Origin of the sequence: Micromonospora sp. NPDC085948, assembly GCF_040686315.1 — a bacterium.
Taxonomy (GTDB): Bacteria; Actinomycetota; Actinomycetes; order Mycobacteriales; family Micromonosporaceae; genus Micromonospora.
In genome coordinates this window covers 16,863-41,838 of sequence record NZ_JBFBJW010000020.1, presented here as the reverse complement: position 1 = coordinate 41,838, position 24,976 = coordinate 16,863, and the positions used below count along the sequence as shown (strand labels likewise).

General features: G+C 72.0%; 25 protein-coding genes. 7 read left to right on the top strand and 18 right to left on the bottom strand.

Going from position 1 to position 24,976, the window contains the following annotated elements; genetic code table 11:
* Positions 1-9 precede the first annotated feature (9 nt).
* From AB0O48_RS32385 to nadD, 3 genes are all read right to left on the bottom strand, one after another.
* A complete protein-coding gene (locus AB0O48_RS32385; protein ID WP_365069728.1) occupies positions 10-669 on the bottom strand; it encodes a histidine phosphatase family protein in 660 nt (219 codons plus the stop codon).
* A complete protein-coding gene (rsfS, locus tag AB0O48_RS32380; RefSeq protein ID WP_357244233.1) occupies positions 666-1,073 on the bottom strand; it encodes a ribosome silencing factor in 408 nt (135 codons plus the stop codon). The genes AB0O48_RS32385 and rsfS overlap by 4 nt, the downstream gene beginning before the upstream one ends.
* A 110-nt stretch (positions 1,074-1,183) precedes the next feature.
* Complete coding sequence (gene nadD / locus AB0O48_RS32375; protein ID WP_357244230.1) at positions 1,184-1,780, bottom strand: nicotinate-nucleotide adenylyltransferase; 597 nt, start codon at positions 1,778-1,780, stop codon at positions 1,184-1,186.
* A gap of 429 nt (positions 1,781-2,209) precedes the next feature.
* On the opposite strand from nadD, the gene AB0O48_RS32370 reads away from it, so the two are divergent.
* Together AB0O48_RS32370 and AB0O48_RS32365 are read left to right on the top strand one after the other, a co-directional pair.
* Entirely contained in the window at positions 2,210-2,896 is a 687-nt protein-coding gene (locus tag AB0O48_RS32370; RefSeq protein WP_365069726.1) for a PadR family transcriptional regulator, read from the top strand.
* A gap of 160 nt (positions 2,897-3,056) precedes the next feature.
* Positions 3,057-4,271 (top strand): FAD-dependent monooxygenase, encoded by a 1,215-nt coding sequence (locus AB0O48_RS32365; RefSeq protein WP_357244224.1) that lies wholly within the window; start codon positions 3,057-3,059, stop codon positions 4,269-4,271.
* 52 nt (positions 4,272-4,323) lie between these two features.
* On the opposite strand, the gene pepN is transcribed toward AB0O48_RS32365, so the two are convergent.
* A complete protein-coding gene (pepN, locus tag AB0O48_RS32360) occupies positions 4,324-6,840 on the bottom strand; it encodes an aminopeptidase N (protein WP_365069723.1) in 2,517 nt (838 codons plus the stop codon).
* 69 nt (positions 6,841-6,909) lie between these two features.
* Here pepN and AB0O48_RS32355 point away from each other — a divergent pair, with 69 nt between their 5' ends.
* Positions 6,910-7,128 (top strand): DUF397 domain-containing protein, encoded by a 219-nt coding sequence (locus AB0O48_RS32355; protein ID WP_030491749.1) that lies wholly within the window; start codon positions 6,910-6,912, stop codon positions 7,126-7,128.
* Between the two features lie 57 nt (positions 7,129-7,185).
* Here the strand turns inward: AB0O48_RS32355 and AB0O48_RS32350 are convergent, their stop codons facing one another.
* Positions 7,186-7,587 carry a hypothetical protein gene (locus tag AB0O48_RS32350; protein ID WP_365069721.1) on the bottom strand — a complete coding sequence of 134 codons (402 nt, stop codon included), beginning with the start codon at positions 7,585-7,587 and terminating at the stop codon, positions 7,186-7,188.
* A gap of 160 nt (positions 7,588-7,747) precedes the next feature.
* Between AB0O48_RS32350 and AB0O48_RS32345 the strand changes: the two genes are divergently transcribed.
* A complete protein-coding gene (locus tag AB0O48_RS32345) occupies positions 7,748-8,995 on the top strand; it encodes a cytochrome P450 (protein ID WP_365069719.1) in 1,248 nt (415 codons plus the stop codon).
* 55 nt (positions 8,996-9,050) lie between these two features.
* On the opposite strand, the gene AB0O48_RS32340 is transcribed toward AB0O48_RS32345, so the two are convergent.
* Complete coding sequence (locus AB0O48_RS32340) at positions 9,051-10,220, bottom strand: zinc-dependent alcohol dehydrogenase (protein WP_357244212.1); 1,170 nt, start codon at positions 10,218-10,220, stop codon at positions 9,051-9,053.
* Positions 10,217-10,855, bottom strand: coding sequence for a cyclase (locus AB0O48_RS32335; protein WP_357244209.1), 639 nt, complete (start codon positions 10,853-10,855; stop codon positions 10,217-10,219). Before AB0O48_RS32335 ends, AB0O48_RS32340 begins: the two co-directional genes overlap by 4 nt.
* A 159-nt stretch (positions 10,856-11,014) precedes the next feature.
* On the opposite strand from AB0O48_RS32335, the gene AB0O48_RS32330 reads away from it, so the two are divergent.
* Positions 11,015-12,094, top strand: coding sequence for a glycosyltransferase family 2 protein (locus tag AB0O48_RS32330; protein WP_357572872.1), 1,080 nt, complete (start codon positions 11,015-11,017; stop codon positions 12,092-12,094).
* 101 nt (positions 12,095-12,195) lie between these two features.
* On the opposite strand, the gene AB0O48_RS32325 is transcribed toward AB0O48_RS32330, so the two are convergent.
* The 3 genes from AB0O48_RS32325 to AB0O48_RS32315 are packed head-to-tail and all read right to left on the bottom strand — an operon-like array spanning position 12,196 to position 14,163.
* Entirely contained in the window at positions 12,196-12,846 is a 651-nt protein-coding gene (locus AB0O48_RS32325; protein ID WP_357572873.1) for a DUF3618 domain-containing protein, read from the bottom strand.
* On the bottom strand, positions 12,843-13,310 hold the full coding sequence (locus AB0O48_RS32320) for a phage holin family protein (protein ID WP_357244200.1): 468 nt from the start codon (positions 13,308-13,310) through the stop codon (positions 12,843-12,845). The genes AB0O48_RS32325 and AB0O48_RS32320 overlap by 4 nt, the downstream gene beginning before the upstream one ends.
* 31 nt (positions 13,311-13,341) lie before the next feature.
* Positions 13,342-14,163: a hypothetical protein gene (locus AB0O48_RS32315; protein WP_357244197.1), complete on the bottom strand. Its 822-nt coding sequence runs from the start codon at positions 14,161-14,163 to the stop codon at positions 13,342-13,344.
* Between the two features lie 229 nt (positions 14,164-14,392).
* On the opposite strand from AB0O48_RS32315, the gene AB0O48_RS32310 reads away from it, so the two are divergent.
* On the top strand, positions 14,393-14,884 hold the full coding sequence (locus AB0O48_RS32310; RefSeq protein ID WP_357244194.1) for a DUF4383 domain-containing protein: 492 nt from the start codon (positions 14,393-14,395) through the stop codon (positions 14,882-14,884).
* Between the two features lie 67 nt (positions 14,885-14,951).
* A complete protein-coding gene (locus tag AB0O48_RS32305; protein WP_357572875.1) occupies positions 14,952-15,611 on the top strand; it encodes a DUF6766 family protein in 660 nt (219 codons plus the stop codon).
* A 3-nt stretch (positions 15,612-15,614) separates the two neighbouring features.
* Here AB0O48_RS32305 and AB0O48_RS32300 read toward each other — a convergent pair whose 3' ends face one another.
* From AB0O48_RS32300 to mycP, 8 genes are all read right to left on the bottom strand, one after another.
* The gene (locus AB0O48_RS32300) at positions 15,615-16,064 is read right to left on the bottom strand and encodes a GNAT family N-acetyltransferase (protein WP_365069714.1); all 450 of its coding nucleotides are present in this window, start codon (positions 16,062-16,064) and stop codon (positions 15,615-15,617) included.
* A 70-nt stretch (positions 16,065-16,134) separates the two neighbouring features.
* Positions 16,135-17,604, bottom strand: coding sequence for a GTPase ObgE (gene obgE, locus AB0O48_RS32295; RefSeq protein WP_357244184.1), 1,470 nt, complete (start codon positions 17,602-17,604; stop codon positions 16,135-16,137).
* 93 nt (positions 17,605-17,697) lie between these two features.
* A complete protein-coding gene (rpmA, locus tag AB0O48_RS32290; protein ID WP_007464062.1) occupies positions 17,698-17,952 on the bottom strand; it encodes a 50S ribosomal protein L27 in 255 nt (84 codons plus the stop codon).
* A gap of 11 nt (positions 17,953-17,963) precedes the next feature.
* Positions 17,964-18,278, bottom strand: a complete 315-nt coding sequence (gene rplU / locus AB0O48_RS32285; protein ID WP_007464063.1) for a 50S ribosomal protein L21 — start codon at positions 18,276-18,278, stop codon at positions 17,964-17,966.
* Positions 18,279-18,444: 166 nt separating this feature from the next.
* Complete coding sequence (locus AB0O48_RS32280) at positions 18,445-18,936, bottom strand: hypothetical protein (RefSeq protein ID WP_357244180.1); 492 nt, start codon at positions 18,934-18,936, stop codon at positions 18,445-18,447.
* A 116-nt stretch (positions 18,937-19,052) separates the two neighbouring features.
* Entirely contained in the window at positions 19,053-22,097 is a 3,045-nt protein-coding gene (locus AB0O48_RS32275; protein WP_365069710.1) for an Rne/Rng family ribonuclease, read from the bottom strand.
* Positions 22,098-22,228: 131 nt separating this feature from the next.
* Positions 22,229-23,041, bottom strand: coding sequence for a TIGR03936 family radical SAM-associated protein (locus tag AB0O48_RS32270; RefSeq protein ID WP_357244175.1), 813 nt, complete (start codon positions 23,039-23,041; stop codon positions 22,229-22,231).
* A gap of 160 nt (positions 23,042-23,201) precedes the next feature.
* Entirely contained in the window at positions 23,202-24,875 is a 1,674-nt protein-coding gene (mycP, locus tag AB0O48_RS32265; protein ID WP_365069708.1) for a type VII secretion-associated serine protease mycosin, read from the bottom strand.
* Positions 24,876-24,976 lie beyond the last annotated feature (101 nt).

Below are 24,976 nucleotides of genomic sequence, written 5' to 3'. Positions count from 1 at the left end.
CGCGAGCGCTCAGATCGCGTCGATGGTGACGGGCGCGGTGACCAGGCCGACGTTGTGCGCCCGCAACTGCCAGCCACGGACGTCCTGCGGACGTCCGATCGCCGGCGCGCGGCCGTCGTGCCGTAGCTCGCTCCAGTGGCAGTTGGCCAGGGAACCGATGGTGCGCAGCACGCCGGTGTCCCAGCCGAGCAGATGACCGATGCCCTGCCGGGAGCCGCCACCGTGGGTGGCGATCACCACAGTGCCACCGGGTGCCGCCTCGGCTGCTTCGCGCAACGCGGTGCCGACCCGCTCGCCGAGGTCGTGCAGAGGCTCCAGATCCGCGCCCGGATCGGGGTCGCCGGCCCGCCAGCGGGAGTATTCCTCGGGGAAACGCTCGGCAACCTCGGTGAGGTGCAGCCCCTGCCACTGACCGAAGTGCCGCTCGCGCAGCCGGGCGTCGGTGCGAACCGGAAGCCCCGTCAACGCTGCGAGCGCGGCGGCGGTCTCCACGGCGCGGCTCAGGTCGCTGGCCACGATGGCGTCGGGGCGCAGCGCCGCGAGCAGCGGCGCGGCGGCGCGGGCCTGGTCGCGACCCAGGTCATTGAGGGGTACGTCGGTCTGCCCCTGGACACGGTTGGCGGCGTTCCAGTCGGTGTTGCCGTGCCGCCAGACGATCAGTCGGGTCATTCGGCGGCAGCGGACCCGCTGGCGTCGGCCTCGACCAGGTCGCGGTCGACGAACGGGATGGTGGGGCAGTCCTTCCAGAGGCGGTCGAGCGCGTAGAACTCGCGCTCCTCCGTGTGCTGGACGTGCACCACGATGTCGACGTAGTCGAGCAGCACCCAGCGGCCGCCACGCTCACCCTCGCGCCGGACCGGCTTGGCCTTGTCCGGCAGCTCGAGCAGGCTCTCCTCGATGGCGTCCACGATGGCCAGCACCTGACGCTCGTTGGGGGCAGCGGCGAGCACGAACGCGTCGGTGATGGCGAGCTGGTCGCCGACGTCGATGATCGTGATGTCCTGCGCCTTCTTGTCAGCGGCGGCCTGGGCGGCCGCCATTGCCAGCTCGTGGGCGCGTTCGGAAACTGTCACCGTTCTCCTTCGATCAAGCGTGCGATCCTCCAAGCGTCTCATACCCGGCGACGCCCCGACCGTGCAGTTCTGGTCGGTTAAATGCACAAAACCGCCGGAATCCGGCGTGGTCAGCGCTGATAGAGGCTCCGCTTGGCGATGTACTGCACCACACCGTCGGGCACCAAATACCAGACCGGCTCACCTCGGGCCACCCGGGCGCGGCAGTCGGTCGACGAGATGGACATCGCGGGCACCTGGATCAGGCTGACGGTATCCGCCGGAAGGTGCTTGTCGGTCAGCGGAAAGCCGGGCCGCGTCACCCCGATGAAATGGGCCAGCTCGAAGATCTCGTCCAGATCCTTCCAGGACAGGATCCGTTGCAGGGCGTCCGCGCCGGTGATGAAGAACAGCTGCACCTTGGGGCCGTACTCGGCCTGGAGGTCGCGCAGCGTGTCGACGGTGTAGGTCGGCCCACTGCGGTCGATGTCGACCCGACTGACCTGGAAGCGGGGGTTGGAGGCGGTGGCGATGACCGTCATCAGGTAGCGGTCCTCGGCCGGGCTGACCGGCTCGTCGGCCTTCTGCCACGGCTGCCCGGTCGGAACGAAGACCACCTCGTCCAGGCCGAACCGGTCCGCCACCTCACTGGCCGCGACGAGGTGACCGTGGTGGATCGGGTCGAAGGTGCCACCCATGATCCCGATCCGCCGGATATCTTCCTCCACCCGATGATCGTAGGCCGACCGCCGGGACCGACTACCCCGGCCCGGGTGAGCGCCCTCACCTCAACCCGGGGCGGGCGCCGACCCCGGCTCGGGCGAGCGCCCCACCCCGGCCCTGCCACGGGCGAGCGCCCCAACCCGGCGCGGGCGGGCAGGCGCCCCGGCGCGGGGGAGCGCCCCATCCCGGCCCGGCGGGACACCGCGACATACCGGGAAGGCGCTCCCTGGCAGCGGTGGTCAACTCGCCTTTCAGGAAATCGGTGCGTCACACCGGCCCGGACACCCCGACCTCAAGGAAACCGAGTCGATCACCGCGAGCGCGGGTCGCAGCACGCGGTCAAGGCGCACGGGGGCCAAGGCGCACGGAGCCGCGGCGCGCGCAGGGTCGCGACGGGGTTACTCGTGTGCGTATACTTGCGGACGAGTATTTGGATGCGAGCGAGCCTGGAGGGCATCGTGCCGAAGCGGCGAAAGGTCAGCAATCTGCTGGCGTTGGCCGTGCTGTCCGCCCTGGTCCAGCGGCCGATGCACCCGTACGAGATCGCCACCGCACTGCGCGCCTGGGGCAAGGACCAGGACATGGAGTTCAAGTGGGGATCCTTCTACACGGTGATCCGCAACCTGGACAAACACCACCTGATCGACGCGGTGGAGAGTGTTCGCGAGGGCCGACGCCCGGAACGCACCGTCTACCGGATCACCGACGCGGGACGGGCCGAGCTGGTGGACTGGGCCCGCGAGCTGGTCTCCACCCCGATGCCGGAGCATCCCCGCTTCCGGGCCGGGTTGTCCGTCCTCGCCGCGCTGCATCCCGACGAGGCCACCGACCTGCTCCGTCAGCGGCTCGACCTGCTCGACGACGCGCTCCGGCGGGACCGCGAGACGCTCGACGCGCACCTGCGGGAGATCCCGCGGCTGTTCCTGGTGGAGTCGGAGTACGACCTGGCCCTGCGGGCGGCGGAGGCGACCTGGCTGCGGGCACTGCTCGCTGAGCTGACGTCGGGCAGCTATCCGGGCCTGGACACCTGGCGGGCCTTCCACGAGACCGGCGAGATGCCGGCCGAGCTGACCGGGCTGGCCGAGAGGACCAGCACCCCGACCGCGGAGACCACCGACTGACAAAGCGGCTCCGGCGGGGTGCGCCAACACCCCGCCGGAGCCCTTACCTCGAACCGACACCTGGGAAGGCACCCGGCCCGAAGCGGCAACCAGAGGATAGCCGGGCTCCCTCCCAGGTCGGTTCGCACGCGCACGAACCGACCACACCCAGGGAGAGACCATGACCACGGTACGAACCGCGATCGTCATCGGCGGCGGCATCGCCGGACCGGTGACGGCGCTCGCGCTGCGCCGAGCCGGCATCACCGCCACCGTCTACGAGGCGTACCCCGCCACGGCCAGCGGAGTCGGCGGCATCGGCGGCACCCTCGCCCTCGCGCCCAACGGCGTGGCGGCCCTGCGCCTGGTCGGCGCGGACGAGGCGGTGACGGCGGCCGCCACCCCGATCGAGCGCAGCGCGATGGCCGTGGGCCGTCGCCGCATCGACCTGCCCACGCTGGCCGGGGTGCCGCCGCTGCGGGTGGTGCACCGGGCCGAGCTGCACCGGGCGCTGCACGACCGGGCGGTCGCCGAGGGCGTCCCGTTCGCGTACGGCAAACGGCTCGTCGACGCCCAGCAGAGCGACAGCGGCGTGACGGCCCGGTTCGAGGACGGCAGCACCGCCACCGCCGACATCCTCGTCGGCGCGGACGGCATCCGGTCCACGGTCCGCGGACTCATCGACCCGGCCGCGCCCGGCCCCCGGTTCACCGGGCTGCTCAGCTTCGAGGCGGTCGCCCGGCACGAGGTGGACGTCGCGCCGGGCACGATGACCTTCGCGTTCGGGCAACGGGGCTACTACCTGTACTGGCCGGAGCCCGGCGGCGGCACCCGGTGGGGCGCGAACCTGCCGCAGCAGCGGCCGATGAGCCTCGTCGAGGCCCGGGCGGTACCGGCGCGACAGTGGTGGGAGACGCTGCGTACCAGCTACGGCGACGACGACCCGGGCCGGGAGCTGATGGCGACGAGCGACGCCGACGGGCTCCAGGTGGCCGGCTCGTTGCAGATCATGCCGCCCGTGCCGCACTGGCACCGGGGCCGGATGGTGCTGGTCGGCGACGCGGTGCACGCACCGTCGAACAGCTCCGGTCAGGGTGCCTCGCTGGCCATCGAGAGCGCGGTGCAGCTCGCCCGCTGCCTTCGGGACCTGCCGGATGTGGCGGCGGCGTTCGACGCGTACGTGCGGCTGCGCCGGGCCAGGGTGGAGAAGGTCGCCGCCCGCGCGGCCCGGATCAACCACGCCAAGGCGCCGGGGCCGGTTGCCCGGACGCTGATGCCGCTGCTGATGCCGCTGATGGTGCGCACGGTGATGGACCCGGAGAAGACCACCGCCCACGAGCAGCGCTACGTCATCGACTGGGACACCCCGGTCACGACGGAGCTCGCGCTGCGCTGAGCCGAGGGCGCGGGGTGGCCACCCGCCACCCCGCGCCCGGCCGCACCCGCCCCTACGCCGCCGCGGCCGCCACCGCCGTGCGAGCGACCAGCGCACGGCGCAGGTCGTCGTCGGAGTCGGTGACCACCCGACGCAGGCCGGGAGTCAGGTCGTCGCGGGCCAGCAGCGCCGCGGCCGCCTCCCGGGTCGGCTGCGCCACGGCGTAGCGGGGAAACGCCAGCTTCGCGACCCGGTCGGCCGTCCACGGAGTACGTCGGCGCGCGGCCGCCGGCATGTCGGTGAAGTACCGCTCGACGTACGCGGCCGTCAGCTCGACCTGCTCGGGCTGCCAGAACCCCTCGGCGGTCGCCTCCAGCAGTCGATTGGACAGCTCGGCGTCCCGCACGATGATGTCCCAGGCCGTCTTCTTCGCGACCGGGTCGGGCAGGGCGGCCCGGCAGCGGGCGGCCCGTTCCGCGCCCGTGGAACTGTTGTCGGCGGCTACCTCGACGGCGATTTCCGCCTCGCCGGCGGCACCCAGCACCACCAACCGGTGCAGCACCGCCCAGCGCAGCTCCGCGTCAACCCGCAGCCCGGCTGGCACGTCCCGACCGGCGAGCCAGCCGACGAGCAGGTCCGCGTCGGTGGTCGCGCCGATCCACCCCCGCGCGGCGGCCAACTGCAAGGACTCTCCCGCCGGCGCGCTGTCGAGCAGCCGCTGGCACGCCCCGGCGACCCGGGCCAACGCCGTGGACCGGGCCAGCGGGTCGAGGTAGCGGTCCACCAACGACCGGCTGAGCGTGAGCACGTCCTCCGCGATGATCACTTCGGTCTCGGTGGGCAGCGCGGCGGCCATCAGGTCGACCAGGCCGATGACGGGCCGTTCCCCGTCGGTCGCCGCGTCCAGTGCCTCGCCCCAGAGGAGCGCGCGGGTGAGCGGGTCGGCCAGGCGGGGCAGCAGCAGCGCGACCGCCTCCGCCGACGCCGGGTCGAGGCGCACCTTGGCGTAGGTGAGGTCACCGTCGTTGAGCAGCAACAGCCGGGCCGCCGGCGTGCCGGCCAACGCCCCCAGCACGGTCCGGCCACCGTCGGCCGCGGGGTCGATGTCGAGGTCGTCGCGGTGCACCGTGCCGTCCGCCGCGTAGCGGCCCACGCCGATCCGGTGCGGGCGCAGCACCGGGTGGGACTCCGGCGCGGTCTGCACCACGGCCACGTCGGTGTAGCGGCCGTCGGCGTCGACGGTGACCTCGGCGCGCAGGGTGTTGACCTGCGGTCGCCGCAACCACACGTCGGCCCAACCGGACAGGTCCCGGCCGCTGGAGGTGGAGAGGCTGACCAGCAGGTCGGCGAGCGTGGCGTTGCCGAAGCGGTGCTCGGCGAAGTGCGCGTTCAGGCCGGCGAGGAACGCCTCGTCGCCGAGCCACGCGACCAGTTGCCGCAGCACGCTGGCACCCTTGGCGTACGAGATGCCGTCGAAGTTGAGCAGGCCCTCGTCGGCGTCGGCCACCTCCGGCGGGGCGACCGGGTGGGTGGAGGGCCGCTGGTCGGCCGCGTATCCCCAGGCCTTGCGGCGCATGGCGAAGGTCGTCCAGGCCTGGTCGAAGCGGGTCGCCTCGGCGGTGACCCGGGTGCCCAGGTACTCCGCGAAGGACTCGTTCAACCACAGGTCGTCCCACCAGCGCATGGTGACCAGGTCGCCGAACCACATGTGCGCCATCTCGTGCGCGATCGTGGTGGCCCGCGACTCCCGCTGCGTGTCGGTGACCGCCGAGCGGAACACGTAGTCGTCGCGGAAGGTGACGATGCCCGGGTTTTCCATGGCACCGGCGTTGAACTCCGGCACGAACGCCTGGTCGTACTTGCCGAACGGGTAGCGCTCGGTGAAGAGCTGGTGGAACCGGTCCAGGCACTGCCGGGTGACGGTGAAGATCTCCTCGGCGTCGGCGTCCAGGTGCTCGGCGAGCGACCGGCGACAGTAGATGCCCAGCGGCACGCCGTCGTGCTCGGCCCGCCGCACGTGGTAGGGACCGGCGATCAGCGAGAAGAAGTACGTGGCCAGCGGCGCGCTGGGGGCGAACTCCCACCGACCCGGGGCCGGCGTGGCAGCCACCTCGGCGTTGCCGGAGACCGTCCACTCCGGCGGCGCGGTCACCGACAGCACGACGGGAGCCTTGAGGTCGGGCTGGTCGAACGCGGCGAAGATGCGCTGCACGTTGTCGAGGAAGCTCACCGCGTAGAGGTAGGTCTCGCCGTCGGCCGGGTCGACGAAGCGGTGCATCCCCTCACCCGCGTTGGAGTACGCCATCTCCGCCTCGACGACGAGCGTGTTGTCCGCGTCGAGGTCGGTGAGCGGCAGCCGGTTGTCGGTCAGCAGGTCGGCGTCGAGATCGCGGTCGTTGAGGCGTACCGCGAGCAGTCTGGCGGGCTTGAGCTCGACGAAGGTCGCGGTGCCGGGGGTGGCCCGGAACCGGATCTCGACGTGCGAGCGGAACAACTCCGCGCCGACGGTCAGGTCGAGGTCCACCTGATAGGACTCGACAGTAATCGCCGCGCCACGCGCGGTCGCCTCTACACGGGTCAGGCTCGGCATCCGCTTATCCTGCCCGATGGGGATCGACTCACGGTCACCACACGACCCTCGGCACTGGAGGAAAGAACAATGGCGCAGCACCCCAAGGGCGACTTCGACCTCTCTCGGGCGGTCTGGCAGCGGGCCGAAGGGGACACCTCCGACAGCGCCGTCGAGGTCGCCTTCGTCGACGACCTGATCGGGATGCGCAACTCGGCCGAGCCCGAGGGGCCGGTGCTGGTCTTCACCCAGGCCGAGTGGGACGCGTTCGTGGCCGGCGCGCAGGACGGTGAGTTCGACCTGGACTGATCGCGCCGACCGGTGTGCGGTGGCCGCCGACCCGGGACGGGTGAGCCGGGTTGGCGGTCAGCCACGGACGGGGCCGTCGCCGTCGCCCCAGCCGAGCCCGCCGGGCCCCGCGGCGTGGTGGAAGCCGGGATGACCGGCCACGTCGACGCAGCGTTCGCCGTCCGGGCCGACCGCACCGCAGAACAGCCGCTCGGCCCGCTGCCAGGCGTCGGCCGGCGACAGGGCCGCCGCGCCGAGCGCCACCTCCGGGCGGAGCAGGGTCAACGCCTCCGCGTACGCCACGGCCAGCTCGCGGGCCTCGACCACGGTGGGCGCGGTGAAGCCCAGGTGCACGGTGAAGAATCGGTGCGGCCGATCGGGTCGCCGAGGCGGCCCGATCAGAGGCCGCCCGTCCCGGCCGCCGCCCGGTGCCCGGACCGTTCGCCGCTGCCGCCAGTGCGGCGATGTGTTGTCGCGCATCCGCCCTCCCCGTGGTTGTCCCACCAGCAGCCAACCAAATTCCGCCGCTCCTGGGAGGGGCCAGCCGGCGTGCCGTCGGCGCGGGGATTCAGCGGCGGCGACGGGGGTACCCGCATCCGGCCCGGCGGTGCCCGGCCGCACCCGCGCGTGAGGAGACCCGATGGCGACCATGCCGGCTGACCGCAGCCCGGACAGCACTCTCGCCCTGCTCCGCGCCGGCTACCGGTTCATCGGCGAACGCTGCGAACGGTACGGCAGCGACGTGTTCCAGACCCGGATCCTGCTCACCCCGACCATCTGCCTGCGTGGCCGGCCGGCAGCGATGCTGTTCTACGACACCGAACGCTTCCAGCGCGCGACCGCCATGCCGCTGCGGGTGCAGCGGACCCTCACCGGGCGGCGGGGTGTGCAGGGGCTGGACGGCCCGGAGCACACCGACCGCAAGGCCATGTTCATGTCGATCATGACGCCGACCGCCATCCGGCACCTCGGCCAACTCTTCGACGACGAGTGGCAGGCGCGGATCCCCGCCTGGGAGGCCGCCGGGCCGCTACCGCTCTACGACGAGCTGGGCCGTTTGCTCACCCGCGTGGTCTGCGCCTGGGCGGGGGTGCCGCTGCCCACGTCGCAGGTCGAGCGACGCGCCGTCGACCTGCACGCGATGATCGAAGGGCCGGCGGTGCTCGGACCCCGGCACTGGCGGGGACGACTCGCCCGGCACCGCGCCGAACGCTGGCTCGCCGGCCTCATCGAACGCACCCGGATCGGTCTCTTCCCGGCGCCGCCCGGGAGCGCCCTGGCCGTGATCGCCGAGCACCGGGACCGGCGGGGCCAGCTACTCCCCCGGCGGATCGCGGCGGTGGAGCTGCTCAACGTGCTGCGGCCGGTGGTCGCCGTGGACCAGTACATCGCGTTCGCCGCGCTCGCCCTGCACGACCATCCGAGCTGGCGGGACCGGGTCCGCGGCGACGACGAGGCCACCGGGAACTTCGTCCAGGAGGTACGCCGCTACTACCCGTTCTTCCCGATCGCGGCGGCCCGGGTCAAGCACTCCTTCGACTGGCAGGGCCACCACTTTCCGCGGGGTCGACGGGTGCTGCTCGACCTGTACGGCACCAACCACCACCCGACCCTCTGGCCGCAACCGGAGTTGTTCCGCCCGGAGCGGTTCGCCGACCGACGCGTGGACCCGTTCGAGCTGATCCCGCAGGGCGGCGGTGACCACTGGGCCGGACACCGGTGCGCGGGCGAGTGGATCACCATCGACCTGATGAAGCGGGCGGTCACCAACCTGACCAGCGCCATGCGCTACGACGTACCCGTCCAGGACCTGGCCCTGGACCTGCACCGGATGCCGGCGCTGCCGCCCCTCGGCCTGACCCTCAGCAACGTCCGGCGCACCACCTGACCTGCGCCTCGCCGATCGTTCCGGGGTGACCGGCGAGGCGGCTGCGTGCGGCGGGTCAGGGGTGCAGGACGCTGCGAAGGCAGCCGTCCTGCTTCTTCTCGAACAGCTCGTAGCCGTGTGCGCCCTGCTCCAGCGAGATCGGGTGGGTGGCCAGGTAGCCGGGGTCGATCTCGCCGGCGGCGAGCCGGTCGAGCAGCATCGGGATGTAGCGCTGCGCGTGCATCTGCCCCATCCGCAGCACCAGGGCCTTGTTCATGGCCGCGCCGAGCGGGAACTTGTCGACCAGGCCGGCGTACACGCCGACGATGCTCACCGTGCCGCCCTTCCGGCACGCCATGATCGCCTGGCGGACCGAGGTCGGGCGGTCGGTCTGCGACCGCGTCGCCTGCTTCGCCCGGTCGTACGCGTAGGTCGGCCCGACGTCGTGCGACTCCATGCCGACGGCCTCGATGCACGCGTCCGGCCCGCGCCCGGCGGTCAGCTCCCGCAGCGCCTCCAACACGTCGGTCTCGGCGTAGTTGATCGTCTCGACCCCGACCCGCTCGGCGGCGGTGGCGAGCCGGTCCGGGAATCGGTCGATCATGATGACCCGCTCGGCGCCGAGGAGTTGCGCCGACCGGGCCGCCATCTGACCGACACCGCCGGCACCCCACACGGCCACCACCTCGCCACCGGTGAGCCCACAGAAGTCCGCCGCCATCCATCCGGTGGGCATGGCGTCGGAGGCGAACACCACCGAGTCGTCCGGCACCCCGTCGGGCACCCCGAACGCGCCGATGTCGCCGAACGGCACCCGGATGTACTCGGCGTGCGACCCGGAGTAGCCGCCGGCCGCGTGCGAGTAGCCCAGAATGCCGGCCGGTGAGTGCCCCCACAGCTTCTCGGTGAACACCGGCTGGGGGTTGGAGTTGTCGCAGAGCGAGTACTGCTCGGTGCGGCAGTACCAGCAGCCACCGCAGGCGACCACCGACCCGACCACCACCCGGTCACCGACCTGGTGCCGTCGTACGCCGGGACCGGTCTCCACGACCTCGCCCATGAACTCGTGGCCGAGGATGTCGCCCTCCCGCATCGCCGGCAGGTACCCGTTGATCAGATGCAGGTCGGAGCCACAGACACTGCTGGCCCGGACCCGGACGATGATGTCCCCCTCGGCACGGATCTGCGGCTCCGGCACGTCCCGGACCGCCAGCTTGCCGACGCCTTCCCAACACAGTGCCCTCACGCCCGGCCTCCCGTCATCAACTTCTCCCGCACCTTGTCGGTCGCCCTCTCCTGCCTCGGGCTACGGCCGGACGGGTCGTCCCGTGTGTCCATCAGCTGGCCACACTCGATCAGCGCCTTCACCCGCCGCAGGGTGTCGCGCAGCGCCAGATCGGGGTCGTCGCCGCCGATCAGGCCGAACACGCGGCGCACCGGGCCCGAGCGGTACCGCAGCTCGGCCCGGATCTCGGTGCCCCGCCCCTGGGGGGCGTCGGCCAGCTCGATCCGCCCCTCCTGCGGTGCCGGCCCGTCGTCGACCCGCCACCGCAGCGCGCCCGGTCCGTCGACGGTGATCTCCGCGCGCCACTCCGTGTCGCCGCCGGCCCGGTCGCGGGCCACGCACCGCCAGCGCCGGTCGTCGAGCTGCGCCAGCGTGGCCCACCCGGCCAGTGCGCGGTCCAGCCGCTCCCGGTCGGTCCAGAACCCGATCACGCCGTCCCGGGACCGGTCCACCGTCACCCCGCGACGTACCACGTACCAGCCGTCCTGCCGCTCCGGCTGATGCCGGTGCCGACGGCGAGCCACCGCCCGTCCCACACCGACCGCGGTGACCGCGGTGACGCCGAGCACCGCCCATCTCGTTCCGCTGTGTGTCATCTCGTCTCCTCCACCCGGACATCCGGGCATGGACAGCTCTTTCCGGCAGCGCTACCCGGCGACCGGCGGTCGAAACAACATGTCCGTTTGATCGGCGGGAATGCGGGCAGGTGCTGCTCGACCACCGACACACAGCTGTCCTGGTGAGGAGGGACGTCGATGTCCTTGTTCAGCCCACCTGGTGACGCCCGGCCCGCCGCCCGCGGGTGCGGCGTCGCAGACGACCGTGCCGGCACGACGCCGGCCCACCTGCCGATGACGTACGTGCTGCCGCTGCGCTGGCACGCCGACACCGGCCTGACCGAGCTGACGGGTTACCTGCGCTGGCTGGCCGACCGGGTCGAGGTGATCGTGGTCGACGGATCCGCACCGGACGTGTTCGCGCGGCACGCCGACGCCTGGCGGGGACTGGTCCGGCACCTCCCGCCCGACGCCACCGCGCGCGGGCTCAACGGCAAGGTGCTCGGCGTACGCACGGGGGTGCGCGCGGCGGCCCACGAGCACGTGGTGATCGCCGACGACGACGTCCGGTACGACGAGGCCGGGCTGAGCGCCGTGCACCGGCTGCTGGCCCGGGTCGACCTGGTCCGACCGCAGAACTACTTCGACCCGCTGCCCTGGCACGCCTGGTGGGACACCGGCCGGACGTTGCTCAACCGAGCGCTCGGGGATGACTACCCGGGCACCCTCGCGGTGCGGCGCAGCACCTTCCTCGCCATGGGCGGGTACGACCCGGACGTGCTCTTCGAGAATCTGGAGCTGATCCGTACCGTCCGTGGGTACGGCGGTGTCGAGGCCAGGCCGGCCTGGCTGTACGTCCGCCGACTGCCGCCGGACGCCGCGCACTTCCGCGGTCAACGGGTCCGTCAGGCGTACGACGATCTGGCCCAGCCGGCTCGCCTACTGACCGCGCTCGCGGTCCTGCCGGGGCTGGCGGCGGCGGTCGCGGCGCGCCGGCCCAGGTTGCTGCTCGGCGCGGCGGCCGGGGTGGTCGCGCTGGCCGAGGCGGGCCGCCGGCGCGCCGGCGGGGACCGGGTGTTTCCGCCGACCACGGCCCTGGCGGCCCCACTCTGGCTGGTGGAGCGCGGGGTGTGCGGTTGGCTGGCGGTAGCCCAGCGGGTCCTGCGCGGCGGCGTCCGCTACGGCGACGCCCAGATCCGCCGAGCCGCCAATCCCGCCCCGCACCGCGCACTGTCCCGCGCGATCGCGCGCTTCCGGTCGGGGCAGGACAGCCGGTAGTCGACAACGGCCCAGGCCGATCGGCGCGGCATGGGATGGAGCGCGACAGCTCGCGGGCACCGGGACGGTGGCCGCGAGCTGTCGGCGTGGTGGTGGTGAGGTCAGGGGCTGACCTGGTGCCGGGCCTGCTGGGCCTGGTCCTTGACGTCGTGCGCGGCCGACCTGCCGTCGTCCTTGACCGCGTGCACGGCGTCCTGGGCGGTGGACCGCACCGACTGGGCGGCCTGCTGGGCGGGCTCGCGCAGCTCCTCCTTGAGCTCGCTGGCCACCTCCCCCAGCTTGTCCTTCACCGCATCGGTGTGCTCCCCGACCCGCTCCTTCAGCTGGGTCGCGGCCTGCTGCTCGCGGCGGGAGGCCGGGATCAGCGAGGAGGCCAGCCAGCCGACGCCGAACGCGATCAGACCGGCGGCGAGAGGGTTGCCCTGGGACTTCTGCCGGATCACCCGCGGGGCGCTGTGCGCGGCGTCGCTGACAGTCGTCGCCGCCGAGTGCGCGGCGTCGCTGACGCTGGACGCCGCCGACGAGGCGCGGTCGCCCACCGAGTGAGCCGCCTGGCCGGTGCCGTGGCCGAGGTCAGACGCGGTTCCCATGACCTTGTCCCTCACATTCTGCAGAGCGGAACGGGCCCGCTGCTTGCGGTCGTCGACGATGCGGCTGGGGCTGACCTTGTACGCCAGCGCGTCCACATCGGAGCTGAGGCTGTTACGGGTGGCTTCGATCTCCCGGCGGATCTGATCGGGATCGGTGCTCATCGGGTGACTCCCTCCGGGTGCGGCTTGAGCGCGTCGGGGATCCGCTGCACGCTGTCGTTTGTCTGCTTGAGCCCGCGGACGTGCTGGGCGTTCTTCTTCGCCATGGAGTAGAGGACGGCGCCGATCGCGGCCCAGACGACGGCCACGATCAGTGCGGCCAGGCCGGAGTCCATGACGTTGTCCAGGAACTGCCACACGGCGATGGACACGAAGAGCGCCACCATGTAGCCGCCGAAGCCGGCCCCGCCGAAGAGCCCGGCGGCCTTGCCGGCCTTCTTGCCCTCCTGGCGGATCTCGGCCTTGGCCAGCTCGACCTCCTGACGCATCAGCGTCGACAGGTCACTCGTCACCTGGCGCATCAGCTCACCGATGGAGCTGCCCTTCACCTCCGCAGCGGTGTGCGGGGCACCCGCGTCGGGTTGGTATCCGGAGCCCAGGCCGGACCCCTGCGTCGGCGTGGTCATGCCGTCGCCTCCCTTCGGATGACTCGGCGGCTCACGGACGGGGGGTGCCGCTGGACGGAACGCCCGGCAGCGGGTCGGTCTGCTGTACCGGCGGCAGTGGCTGCCCGGTGCCGGAGTACTCCGAGGCACCGTCCCGGCTCGGGTCGGCATAGCCGCCGGGCGTCGGGTCGGCATAGCCGCCGGAGATCGGCTCGGTGCGCGTGCCGGGGGTCGGGTCGAGGTAGCCACCCGGCGGGACGGCGTCCGGCACCGCGCGGGGCGCCGGCGGCGGCGTCGGGATGACGGCGGTCTGCTCCGGGTCGTACGCCCCCGCACCCCGGTAGGTCGAGGATCCGTTGCCGGAGTCGTGGCCGGCGGCGGAGACGCTCCGGGTCAGCCGGCCGGCCAACACACCGAGAACGGCCGCGCCGACCAGGAAGGTGCCGGGATTGCGCCGGGCGTAGTCGCGTACCTCGGTGATCAGGTCGCCGGGCTCGCGCTGCTCGAGCCAGCCGGCGACGCCGTGCACCCGGTCGGCGGCCTGACGGGCCAGCTCGGTCACCGGGCCGGCCTGACCACCCTGCTCGGCCATCGAACGCATCTCGTCGGCAAGCGAGCGCAGTCCACCGGCGGCCCGACGCTGCTGCTCACCGGCCTGGCTGGCGAGTTGGGTGCGAGTCTCGCCGTACAGGTTGCGAGCCTGCCGGGCCGCCTCGCGGCCGACCTCGGTGCCCTGCTCCTTCGCGGTCTGCGCGACCGCGCCGCCAGCCTGCGCGGCTTCGGAGCCGACCTGGCGCACCTGGTCGCGAACGCCACCGCCGTTCGTCGACTCCTGCCCGTACGTGGAAGACGTGGGTGAAAGATCGTAAGACATGATTTCCCTTCCGCTCAGAAAGTCGTCGCGGTTGTGCTGGGGGATGCGGCGCGTTGCCGCCGCCGCTGACCATTCACCTACCCTGCGTTTCGGCTTCCATACCTCTTCGTGCATTTCTCTGCGCGGCCCACCGGTTGGTCTTCAAAATGGAGGATCGTCGGGCTGCGTCATGTCGCCGCTGCGGACAGTGCGGTTCGCGAGGGCCGGCAGAGCCACGGAGGGGGCAGCGATGGCACGAGACGTGCGAGGTGGCCGACGGGCGGGTCCTCGACCCCGGGTCCAGGTGGCCGCGCTGGTCGTGGCCGGGGTCTTCCTGCTGATCGGCGTGCTCGGCTTCGTTCCCGGCGTCACCACCGACTACGGCGAGCTGAGATTCGCCGGGCACCACTCGGACGCGCGACTGCTCGGGCTGTTCCAGGTGTCGATCCTGCACAACGCGGTGCACCTGCTCTACGGGCTGGTGGGCCTGGTGCTGGCGCGCAGCGTCGCCGGCGCCCGGGTGTTCCTGGCCGCCGGCGGGGCGAGTTATCTCGCGCTCTGGCTGTACGGCCTGGCCATCGAGGCCGTCGACCCGGAGAGCGGGGCGAACATCCTGCCGGTGAACGACGCCGACAACTGGCTGCACCTCGCACTCGGCTTCGGGATGCTCGCGCTCGGGCTGCTGCTGTCGAACCAGGCGGGCACCGGCGGACGCCTGGACAACCCGGCCGACCGCCACTGAACTGGACTTTTGTGGTTTCGCGGTCACGCCCGCCGGGGTAAGTCGACAGGCGGATGGAGGTGCGATCATGCCTCGTTGGCTACGTGACAACGCCCTGGCCATCGCCATGCTGGGCGCGTTCCTGATCTTCCTGGTGTTGCAGAGCGTCTTCGGCTGGCAGACCCACAACGAGGAGCTGACCGAGTTCGGGGCCGCGCCGCTGAGCTGGCCGGCGTACCTGGGCAGCGGGCACTTCGCCGAGTCGGTCTTCGAGAACTGGGAGTCGGAGTTCCTCCAGATGGGCGGCTACGTGCTGCTCACCGCGTACCTGGTGCAGCGGGGCTCGGCCGAGTCGAAGCCGGTGGACCAGACCGACCGGCCGGAGGACGACGAGCGGCGGGCCACGCCGCAGTCACCCTGGCCGGTGCGCGTCGGCGGCCTGCCGCTGGTGATCTACCGCAACAGCCTCTCCCTCGCGCTGCTGCTGATCTTCGCCGGTTCGTTCGTCGGCCACCTGTTCGGGGGCACCGCCGCCTACAACCAGGAGCAGGCGCTCCAGAGCGGCGCGCCGCCGATCGGCGTGTGGGAGTTCCTCGGCACCAGCGACTTCTGGTTCCAGTCCATGCAGAACTGGCAGAGCGAGTTCCTCGCCGTCGGAGCGCTGATCCTGCTGAGCATCGTCCTGCGCCAGCACGCCTCACCCGAGTCGAAGCCGGTGACCGTCGCGCACGCCAGCACGGGCGCGTAGGCGTCAGGCCGCGACCGGCAGCCGCTTCGCGAAACAGATGCTGTACGGGTTGCCCACGTACTCGCCGTAGACCGGGATCTGGTCATAGCCGGACGAGGTGTACAGCGCGATCGCGGCCGGCAGGTAGGTGCCCGTCTCCAGGCAGACCACCGACTGCCCCTGCCGGAACGCACACTCCTCCAGTGCGGCGAGCAGTTGACGGGCGATGCCCCGACCCCGGTAGGCGGGCCGGACGTACATTCGCTTGATCTCACCGGTGCCGGCGTCGATCGACTGGAGCCCGCCACAGGCGACCGCGCGACCCTGCACCACCGCCGCCAGGTAGCGGACGTCGTCGTGGGGGACGAAGACCTGCCCATCCAACCCGCCATCAGCCGTAAGCAGCTCACGCTGCTGGGCGATGAGCAGGGCGGCGATCTCCGGATCGATGACGGGCCGAGACTCGATCAGCATCACCCCACGCTAGGACGGGTGGATTTCGCGAAGGTTTCCGGAAATCAACCCGATCACAGAGCGCAACGGACTACTCGGCGTCGTCCTCGTACTCGTCGTCGTCGAGATCGTCGGACGAGTCCGCGCCCACCTCGTCCGATCGCACCCGGCGGGCCTTGCGGGCGGCGAGCCGGTCCGCCGCGGAGAGCCGGTTCGACTTCTCCTCCAGCCGGACGTCGGTGCCCCGGTTGCCGGGTACGAAGTCCACGCCGGCGTAGAGCGTCGGCTTCCAGTCGAACTCGCGCTCGCCGATCCGCACCAGATCACCGGGCGCCGCGCCGGCCTTGGCCAGCTTGTCCTCCACTCCGAGCCGGGCGAGCCGGTCAGCGAGGTAACCGACCGCCTCGTCGTTGTCGAAGTTGGTCTGCTTGACCCAGCGCTCCGGCCGGACACCGCGAACGGTGAACGAGCCGTCCGCCTCGGCGGTGATGGTGAAGCCGTCGTCGTCCACCGCGATCGGCCGGATCACGATCCGGGTCGGCTCGGCGGGCGGCGCGGCCTTACGCTGCGCCTCGACCAGATCGGCCATCGCGTAGGTGAGCTCCTTGAGCCCCTCCCGGGTGGCCGCGGAGACCTCGAACACCCGGTAGCCGCGCTCCTCCAGGTCGGGGCGCACGATCTCGGCGAGGTCCCGGCCGTCCGGCACGTCGACCTTGTTGACGGCGACCATCCGTGGGCGGTCGCTCAGCCCGCCGTACTGGCTCAGCTCGGCCTCGATGGCGTCGATGTCGGCGACCGGGTCACGGCCGGGCTCCAGGGTCGCCGAGTCGATGACGTGCACCAGCACGGCGCAGCGCTCGATGTGCCGCAGGAACTCCAGGCCCAGCCCCTTGCCGCTGGCCGCGCCGGGGATCAGACCGGGCACGTCGGCGACGGTGAAGGTGTGGTTGTCCATCCGGACCACGCCGAGGTTGGGCACGAGGGTGGTGAACGGGTAGTCGGCGATCTTCGGCTTCGCGGCGGAGATCACCGAGATCAGCGACGACTTGCCGGCCGACGGGAAGCCCACCAGGCCCACGTCGGCGACGCTCTTCAGCTCCAGCACGACGTCCAACTGGTCACCGGGCTCGCCCAGTTCGGCGAAGCCGGGCGCCTTGCGCTTGGCGTTGGCCAGCGACGCGTTGCCCCGCCCGCCGCGGCCGCCCCGAGCCACCTCGAAGGTGGTGCCGGCGCCGACCATGTCGGCCAGCACGGTGCCGTCGGTGGTCTGCACCACCGTGCCGTTGGGCACCTTCAGCATCAGGGTGCGGCCGTTGGCGCCGTCCCGGTTCGACCCGGCGCCGCCCTTGCCGTTGTCGGCCTTGACGTGCGGGTGGAAGTGGAAGTCGAGCAGGGTGGTGACCTGCGGGTCGACGACCAGGGACACGCTGCCGCCGTGCCCGCCGTTACCGCCGTCCGGCCCACCGAAGGGCTTGAACTTCTCGCGGTGGATCGAGACACAGCCGTGCCCGCCATCGCCGGCCTGCAGGTGCAGAACGACCCGGTCAACGAACGTCGCCACGGCGTCAATCCTTCCAGCGAGGTCCGACCCCGCACTTCGAAAAAAGCTAAGCGGGCCGGGACCCGGAGGTCCGCGGCCCGCTTAGCCGGAGAACTACTGCTGCGGAACGATGCTGACGGTCTTACGACCGCGCTTGGTGCCGAACAGGACCGCACCGGCCGACAGCGCGAACAGCGTGTCGTCGCCGCCACGGCCGACCAGGTCACCGGGGTGGAACTTGGTGCCACGCTGCCGGATGATGATCTCACCGGCGCTGACAACCTGACCACCGAAGCGCTTCACGCCGAGTCGCTGGGCCGCGGAGTCACGACCGTTACGCGAGCTGGACGCACCCTTTTTGTGAGCCATTGGAGGACGACCTACTTCCCGCTGGAGATGCCGGTCACCTTGACCTGGGTCAACGGCTGGCGGTGACCCTGGCGCTTGTGGTAGCCGGTCTTGTTCTTGAACTTGTGGATCCGGATCTTCGGGCCCTTGGTGTGCGCGGCGATTTCGCCGGACACCGCGACCTCGGCAAGCTTCGCCGCGTCGGTCACCAGGTCGTCACCGTCGACGAGGAGCACCGCGGTGAGCTTCACCGCGTCACCGGGGGCACCGGTGAGCTTCTCGACCTCGATCACGTCGCCCTCGGCGACCTTGTACTGCTTGCCGCCGGTCTTGACGATCGCGTACATCGGAGGCGGACTCCCTGTCGTTGAGGCTGCTGGCGGTCGTCCCCGCGGCGGCTCGCCGGGTAGCAGTGCACGGCGGCGCGGGCACACGGGAACTCGGCACACCAAAGGTGGGCCGCAGGCAAGAGTACGCCATTGCCGGCCCGGACCCCAAACCGGCCTGCCCTGGTCAGCGCGCGCAGAGCTCGTCGAGGCGCTGCTGGAGCCTGTCGAGTTCGGTCTCGTCGATGGACTCGACGTCGGCGCCGAGCGCGGCGACCTCGGTGCCGAGATCGGTGAGCAGGGTCTTGAGCTGCGGATCGGTGGCCCGCTCCGCCTGTTTACGCAGCTCGCTCCGCCAGCCGGCCAACGCCCCCTCGGCCCGTACGCGGGCAGCCTCGGCCGTGCCGCTGTCCCCGGCGCCCACCGCCGCGACCATCTGGCCCAGCTCAGCCACATACGTCCGGACGGCGGTGGTGCTGGCCTGCTGGGCGGCGACACAGACCTGCGTGGCGCCGCCCGCCGCGGCACCACTGGCCGGAACGCCGCTCGGCCCGGAGGCCGTGCCACCGGTGGTCACGCCGGCCGGACCGGACCCCACGCCCCCCGGCCGGTCGGCGGCACAGCCGGACACGTCGAAGAGCACAGTGCCAAGCGCGATGAGGGCGAGCAGACGACGCATCTTCTTCTCCTGACCAGGGACTGTCGATCCTGGGCCGGAGTGGCACAACGGCGAGGTCCCTCCCCCGTCACTTTGCCGGAGAAGGGACCTCGCCAAACACTTGGCCGGTCAGGCGGTCAGGGGCGCGTCCGCCGGCGTGCGCCACCCCGGCGTGAACGGCGGCGACCGGCACCACCCTCGGTGCTGTCCTCGTCGCCCTCACCGTCGGCGAGCGCGTCCGGGTCGTCCGCCGCGGCCAACCGGGCCGACTCCCCCTGCTGAGCGTCGGAGATCGCCGGCGCGGCGGCCGTCTCCGACTCGTAGCGGGACAGGTCGTAGCCCATGGTGTCCTGGTAGTCCGCGTCCGGCTCGGCGCTGGTCTCGGTGTCGACGACCTCGACCACGGCCCGCTCGGCCGGTGCGTTCTTGCGCGCCCGGCGACGGGACGAGGTGCTGCCCTGCTCGGCGGCGGCCGGAGCGACGGCCACCGAGGAGGCGACCGCCTTGACCTTCTCCCCCGCACCGGCAACGCGCGCCTTCTCCGGCACCGGCTCGGTGTGCATGATGACGCCCCGACCCTTGCAGCACTCACAGGTCTCGCTGAACGCCTCCAGCAGGCCCGCGCCGATCCGCTTACGGGTCATCTGCACCAGGCCGAGTGAGGTGATCTCGGTGACCTGGTGCTTGGTGCGGTCCCGACCCAGGCACTCGGTGAGTCGGCGCAGCACCAGCTCACGGTTCGACTCCAGCACCATGTCGATGAAGTCGATCACCACGATGCCGCCGATGTCCCGCAGCCGGAGCTGGCGGACGATCTCCTCCGCCGCCTCCAGGTTGTTGCGGGTGACGGTCTCCTCCAGGTTGCCCCCGGAACCGGTGTACTTACCGGTGTTGACGTCCACCACCGTCATCGCCTCGGTGCGGTCGATCACCAGCGAACCGCCGGAGGGCAGGAAGACCTTGCGGTCCAGGCCCTTGATGATCTGCTCGTCGATCCGGTACTCGGCGAAGACGTCGCTCGTGCCGACGTGCCGCCGCACCCGGTCCACCAGGTCCGGAGAGACGTGCGACAGGTACGACTCGACGATGTCGTACGACTGCTCGCCCTCGATGACCAGCTCGCGGAAGTCCTCGTTGAACAGGTCCCGCACGACCCGGATGACCAGGTCCGGCTCCCCGTAGAGCAGCGCCGGAGCGCCACCCTCGGCGGCCTTGGCCTGGATGTCCTCCCACTGCGCCTGGAGCCGCTTGACGTCGCGGGCCAACTCGTCCTCGCTGGCGCCCTCGGCGGCAGTGCGGACGATCACGCCCGCGCCGTCCGGGACCAGCTTCTTGAGCACGTCGCGCAGCCGCTTGCGCTCGTTGTCCGGCAGCTTGCGGCTGATCCCGGACGCGTTGCCGTTGGGCACGTAGACCAGGTGCCGGCCGGAGAGCGCGATGTGGCTGGTCAGCCGAGCGCCCTTGTGCCCGATCGGGTCCTTGGTGACCTGGACCAGCACCGAGTCGCCGGAGCGCAGCGCCTGCTCGATCGAGCGGGCCCGCCCTTCCAGACCGGAGGTGTCCCAGTTGACCTCGCCGGCGTACAGCACCGCGTTGCGACCCCGGCCGACGTCGACGAACGCCGCCTCCATGCTCGGCAGCACGTTCTGCACCTTGCCCAGGTACACGTTGCCGGCCATCGTGCCGGAGGAGTTGCGGGTGACGTAGTGCTCCACGAGCACCCCGTCCTCCAGAACGGCGATCTGCGTACGGTCACCGCGCTGGCGGACCGCCATCACCCGGTCGACCGCCTCCCGGCGTGCCAGGAACTCCGACTCGCTGAGAATCGGCGGCCGCGTACGCCGCTGCTCCCGGCCGTCCCGGCGGCGCTGGCGTTTGGCCTCCAGCCGGGTCGAACCGGACACGCCCTGCACCTCGTCGACGGTCCGGCGCGGCTCGCGGATCTTCACCACGGTCGGTACGCCGTCGTCGGCGGCACCCTCCGTGTCGCCCGCGCCCCGGCGGCGACGACGCCGGCGACGGCGGGTCAGTCCGTCCCCGCCCTCGCTGTCCTCGTCCTCGTCGCCCTCGGCCTCGACCTCGGCGGTCTCTTCCTCGTCGGCCTGCGCCGCCTCCTCGGACTCGTCGTCCTCGGCGTCGTCGGCCCCGCCCTTGCCCCGGCCCCGGCCCCGGCGACCACGCCGGCGGCGACGGCGCGCGGCGGCGCTGTCCTCGTCGTCCTCATCCGCCTCGGCGGCCTCGTCGGCCTCCTCGGTCGGCTCCTCCTCGGCCTCGATCGCCTCGATCGGCTCCACCGGCTCGACCTCGCGGCGACCACGCCGACGGCGGCGGGACGGCTCCGCGGCCTCCTCCACCGCCGGCTCCTCGGCGACGGGAGCGGGCTCGACCGGCCGGGTCACCGGCACGGCGTCCGGCTGGGGAGCCATGAACAGCACGGTGGGCGCGGAGAGCGCGGCCCGCCGACGACGGGTACGCGGCTGCTCCGGCTCGACCTCGGCCGGCTCGATCGGCTCAGCTGTCACACCGGAGACGGCGACACCAGGTGACACCTCGCCGGCGCTGGTCCAGGGCGACTCGGCGGGGGTCGCCGTGGGGATGTCGTTCAGCTCGGCCTCGGCCTCGCGAAGGTCGGAGGCCACCGGTTCCTCGGCGGCGACCGGCTCCTCGACGACCGACTCCTCGACCGTGGGCGGCTCCTCGACGGCCGCCGGGGTGGCCTTCTTGCGCCGGGTACGGGTCACCTTGACCGGCGGAACCACGTCGGCCGGGGCCACCTCCGCGGAGGACGCGACGAGCGGCTCCTCGGCGGTCGTCTCGACCGGGGTGGCCTTACGACGGCGCCGGGGGGTCTTGGGCGCGACGTCCTGGTCGCCGGAGATCGGGGCGAAGACCTCCGCCTGCGGCGACTCGGTACTGGCGGCCTCGCTGGTGGACGCCTCGGCCGGAGCGTCGGTCTGCTCCGGCTGGCTCAGCGGGGCGGCGCGACGTCGGGTCGCCCGGGCGCGTCGTACCGGCGCGGCGGGCTCGGCGCTCTGCGCGCCGTCCGGCTCCACCGAAGCCGAACCGACGGCCGTGGTGGGGGTCGCGACGGCAGCGCCGTCGGCCGTGGTGCTCTGGTCGGCGGTCTCCCCGGCCGGCTGTGAACCGGTCCGTTCGCCGCCCTCGGGCTCGTTCTCGAGCATGGACGTTCTCCAGTTCTGGCTACCCCGGGCGCGGGTGAGCGCTGCCACGCAGGGTCGCCGCAAAAGTGTTTCCGCCGGGCGCGCGTGGTGCGCGACCGCCGAAGTCTGCCTGCCAGAACACCAACCGTCGGTCAGTGCCCAACGATGGTTGCCCCGTCGCGATCCGCATCCAACGGATCCACGATCGCACCCTGCGCGGTCAACGTGCCCTGAGCCAGCCGGGTCACCCTCGGCGAAACCGGCGGCTCCAGGTCGGCCACCACGCGGAGGCCGGAAAGGACGTCATCGGGCCGTACGGACGGGGTGACCTGCCGTACGACCAGTTCGAGTATCGCACACGGTACGGCCGGCGCCCCGGAAGGCGTCGGCGTTGGTGCGAGGACATCGATCGATATCACTGCGGCGCGGGCGTCGAAGGTGCGTCGACCCTGCTTGGTCATCCGCTCCACCAGCACCTCGTCCGCAGCGAGGAAGGCGTCCACCGCGGCGCGGAGCACCTCGGTCTCGACCTCGGGCAACTCGATGTGCCAGTGCGACGCCTCGATCCGGTCCGGGAGGTTGCCCCCCTCGGCGATCACGGCGTCCAGGACGTCCAGCCCCGGCGAGAGCGCGGCGTCCAACGCGGCGCGCAGCGCCTCCGGGTCGACCTCGGCCTGAAGGGCGATCTCCAGGTACTCCGCCTCGCTCGCCACCCCGGTGGGCGCGGCGCTGGCATAGGAGATCTTCGGGTGCGGGTGGAAACCCTGGGAGAAGGCGACCGGCACGGCGGCCCGGCGCAGCGCACGCTCGAACGCCCGGGCGAAGTCCCGGTGCGAGGTGAACCGCAGCGGCCCGCGCTTGGCGTACCGGATGCGGACGCGCTGGACGACCGGTGCCTGGCCGCCCTCGGGTTGAGGCTTCTTGGCGATCGTGGGCTCCTCGGGTGTACCTGCGTGTCCGACCATCCTGGCCCAGCGCCAACGACGGTACGCAGCCGGGGCGGTCGGAGCGCCCGGACAGGCGGGTACGAACCGCCCGGCTGGGTCGTGACCACCCGTCCGCGAAGCCTGATGGCCGGCCGGCGGCCCCGGAAGGTCACCAGCCGGCCATCACGATCAGAACCGGTTACCGCTCTTGCGGCCCAGTGGGCGGAGCTCCGCCCGGCGGGCCGTACCCGGGAGGCAGAAGGTGGCCGGGCGCCGAGGGATGACCGGAAACTGGGGGGTCGGCGGGAGGCGAGCCGCTACCGGGAGGCGAGGGGTAACCGGGAGGCTGCGCGTAACCGGGAGGCTGCGCGTAACCGGGAGGCTGCGCCTGACCCGGAGGCTGGGCGTACCCGGAGGTCGGGCCGTGACCGGGAGGCGGAGGGTAGCCGGGCGACGCGGCATACCCGGGAGGCGGGCCGTAACCGGGATGCTGGGCGTAACCGGGATGCTGGGCGTAACCGGGAGGCTGGGCATACCCGGCAGGCGGGCCGTACCCGGGAGGCGGAGGGTAGCCGGGCGACGCGGCATACCCGGGAGGCGGCGGGTAGCCAGGAGGCGGGCCGTAGCCCGGCGGCGGGGGCGGGTAGCCGCCGGAGATCATCTGGTCCAGCACCTCGTCCGGGATGTCGGCGGCGGCCCGGACCGCCTCCCGCCGGTAGCGCCGGCGGTTCCAGATGAGGAACACCACAAGCGCCAGCAGCAGCACCAGCGCGACGGCGATACCAATGACCACGACCATGACCTGCTGGTCGGTGGGACCACCGCGATCGCCGTGCTGGGAGAGGTCGAACTCCTTCGCGGCCTCGGTGATGATCGGGCCCGGGCTGGGGGTCGCCTCCGGGCCGAGCAGCGGGTTGGTGGTGACCGGCGGTACGTTCGCGGTCAGCGCCTTCAGCGGGTCGATCAGCCCGAAGCCGAACTGCGGATCTCGCCCGGCCCGGCCGGAGTCCCGTGCGGTCCGGATGATCCGGTTGATCACGTTCGGGGCGTTGAGATTCGGATATTTCGCCCGGATCAGCGCGGCCAGGCCGGAGACGATCGCCGTGGCGTCGGAGGTCCCGTCGCCCCAGCCGTAGCCCCCCTCGTTGCTGGCGTTGTAGATGCCGTCGCCCGGAGCGGCGACCACCGCCTCCGGCCCCTGGACCGAGCCGGACCAGAATCTGCCGCCCTTGGTCGTCCCGGTAACCGCGATCACACCGGGGGTGTTGGCCGGTTGCGCGACGCTGACATCGCCCTTGGCCGTGTTGCCAGCGGAGGCAACCACGACGACGTCGTGGTCCAGCGCGTACCTGATCGCGCTCTCTTCCTCCGGGCTGACGACGCCCGGCCCACCGACGGACAAGTTGATCACCTTGGCGCCACCGTCGACGGCCATCCGGATACCGAGAGCGATCACCCCGTCGCTGAAGGTCCCGCTGCCCTTGCCCATCTTGATCGGCAGGATCTTCGCGCCGGGGGCGATGCCGTCCACCCCGTCGCGACCGCCGCTCTTCGCCGCGATGATGCCGGCCATGTGCGTGCCGTGGCCGTTCTCGTCGGCCCGACCGTCTCCGGAGGCGCCGTAGCTGCGACCACCGGCAAGGACCTGACCCCGCAGGTCCGGGTGGCTGGCCTCGACACCGCTGTCGAGCACGGCCACGATCACGCCCCGCCCGGTCGAGATCTTGTGCGCCTGGTCGATCCGGAGCTCGTCCAGATACCACTGCTCGGCCCGCCGAGGCGCGGCGGCCGCCGGCTGGGCCGCACCTACCACCAGGAACCCCGCCAGCAGGCAGGCAGCGGCCGGCCGGATCGCTCCGACGTTCATCCTCATCCGTCTGTCCTCACCGCAGGATGCCCGGGAAGTGCCAGCGTTCATGGAGAAACCGGACATCGCGCTATCCCCCGTCAGCGCCAGTCACCCGCCGAGCACGA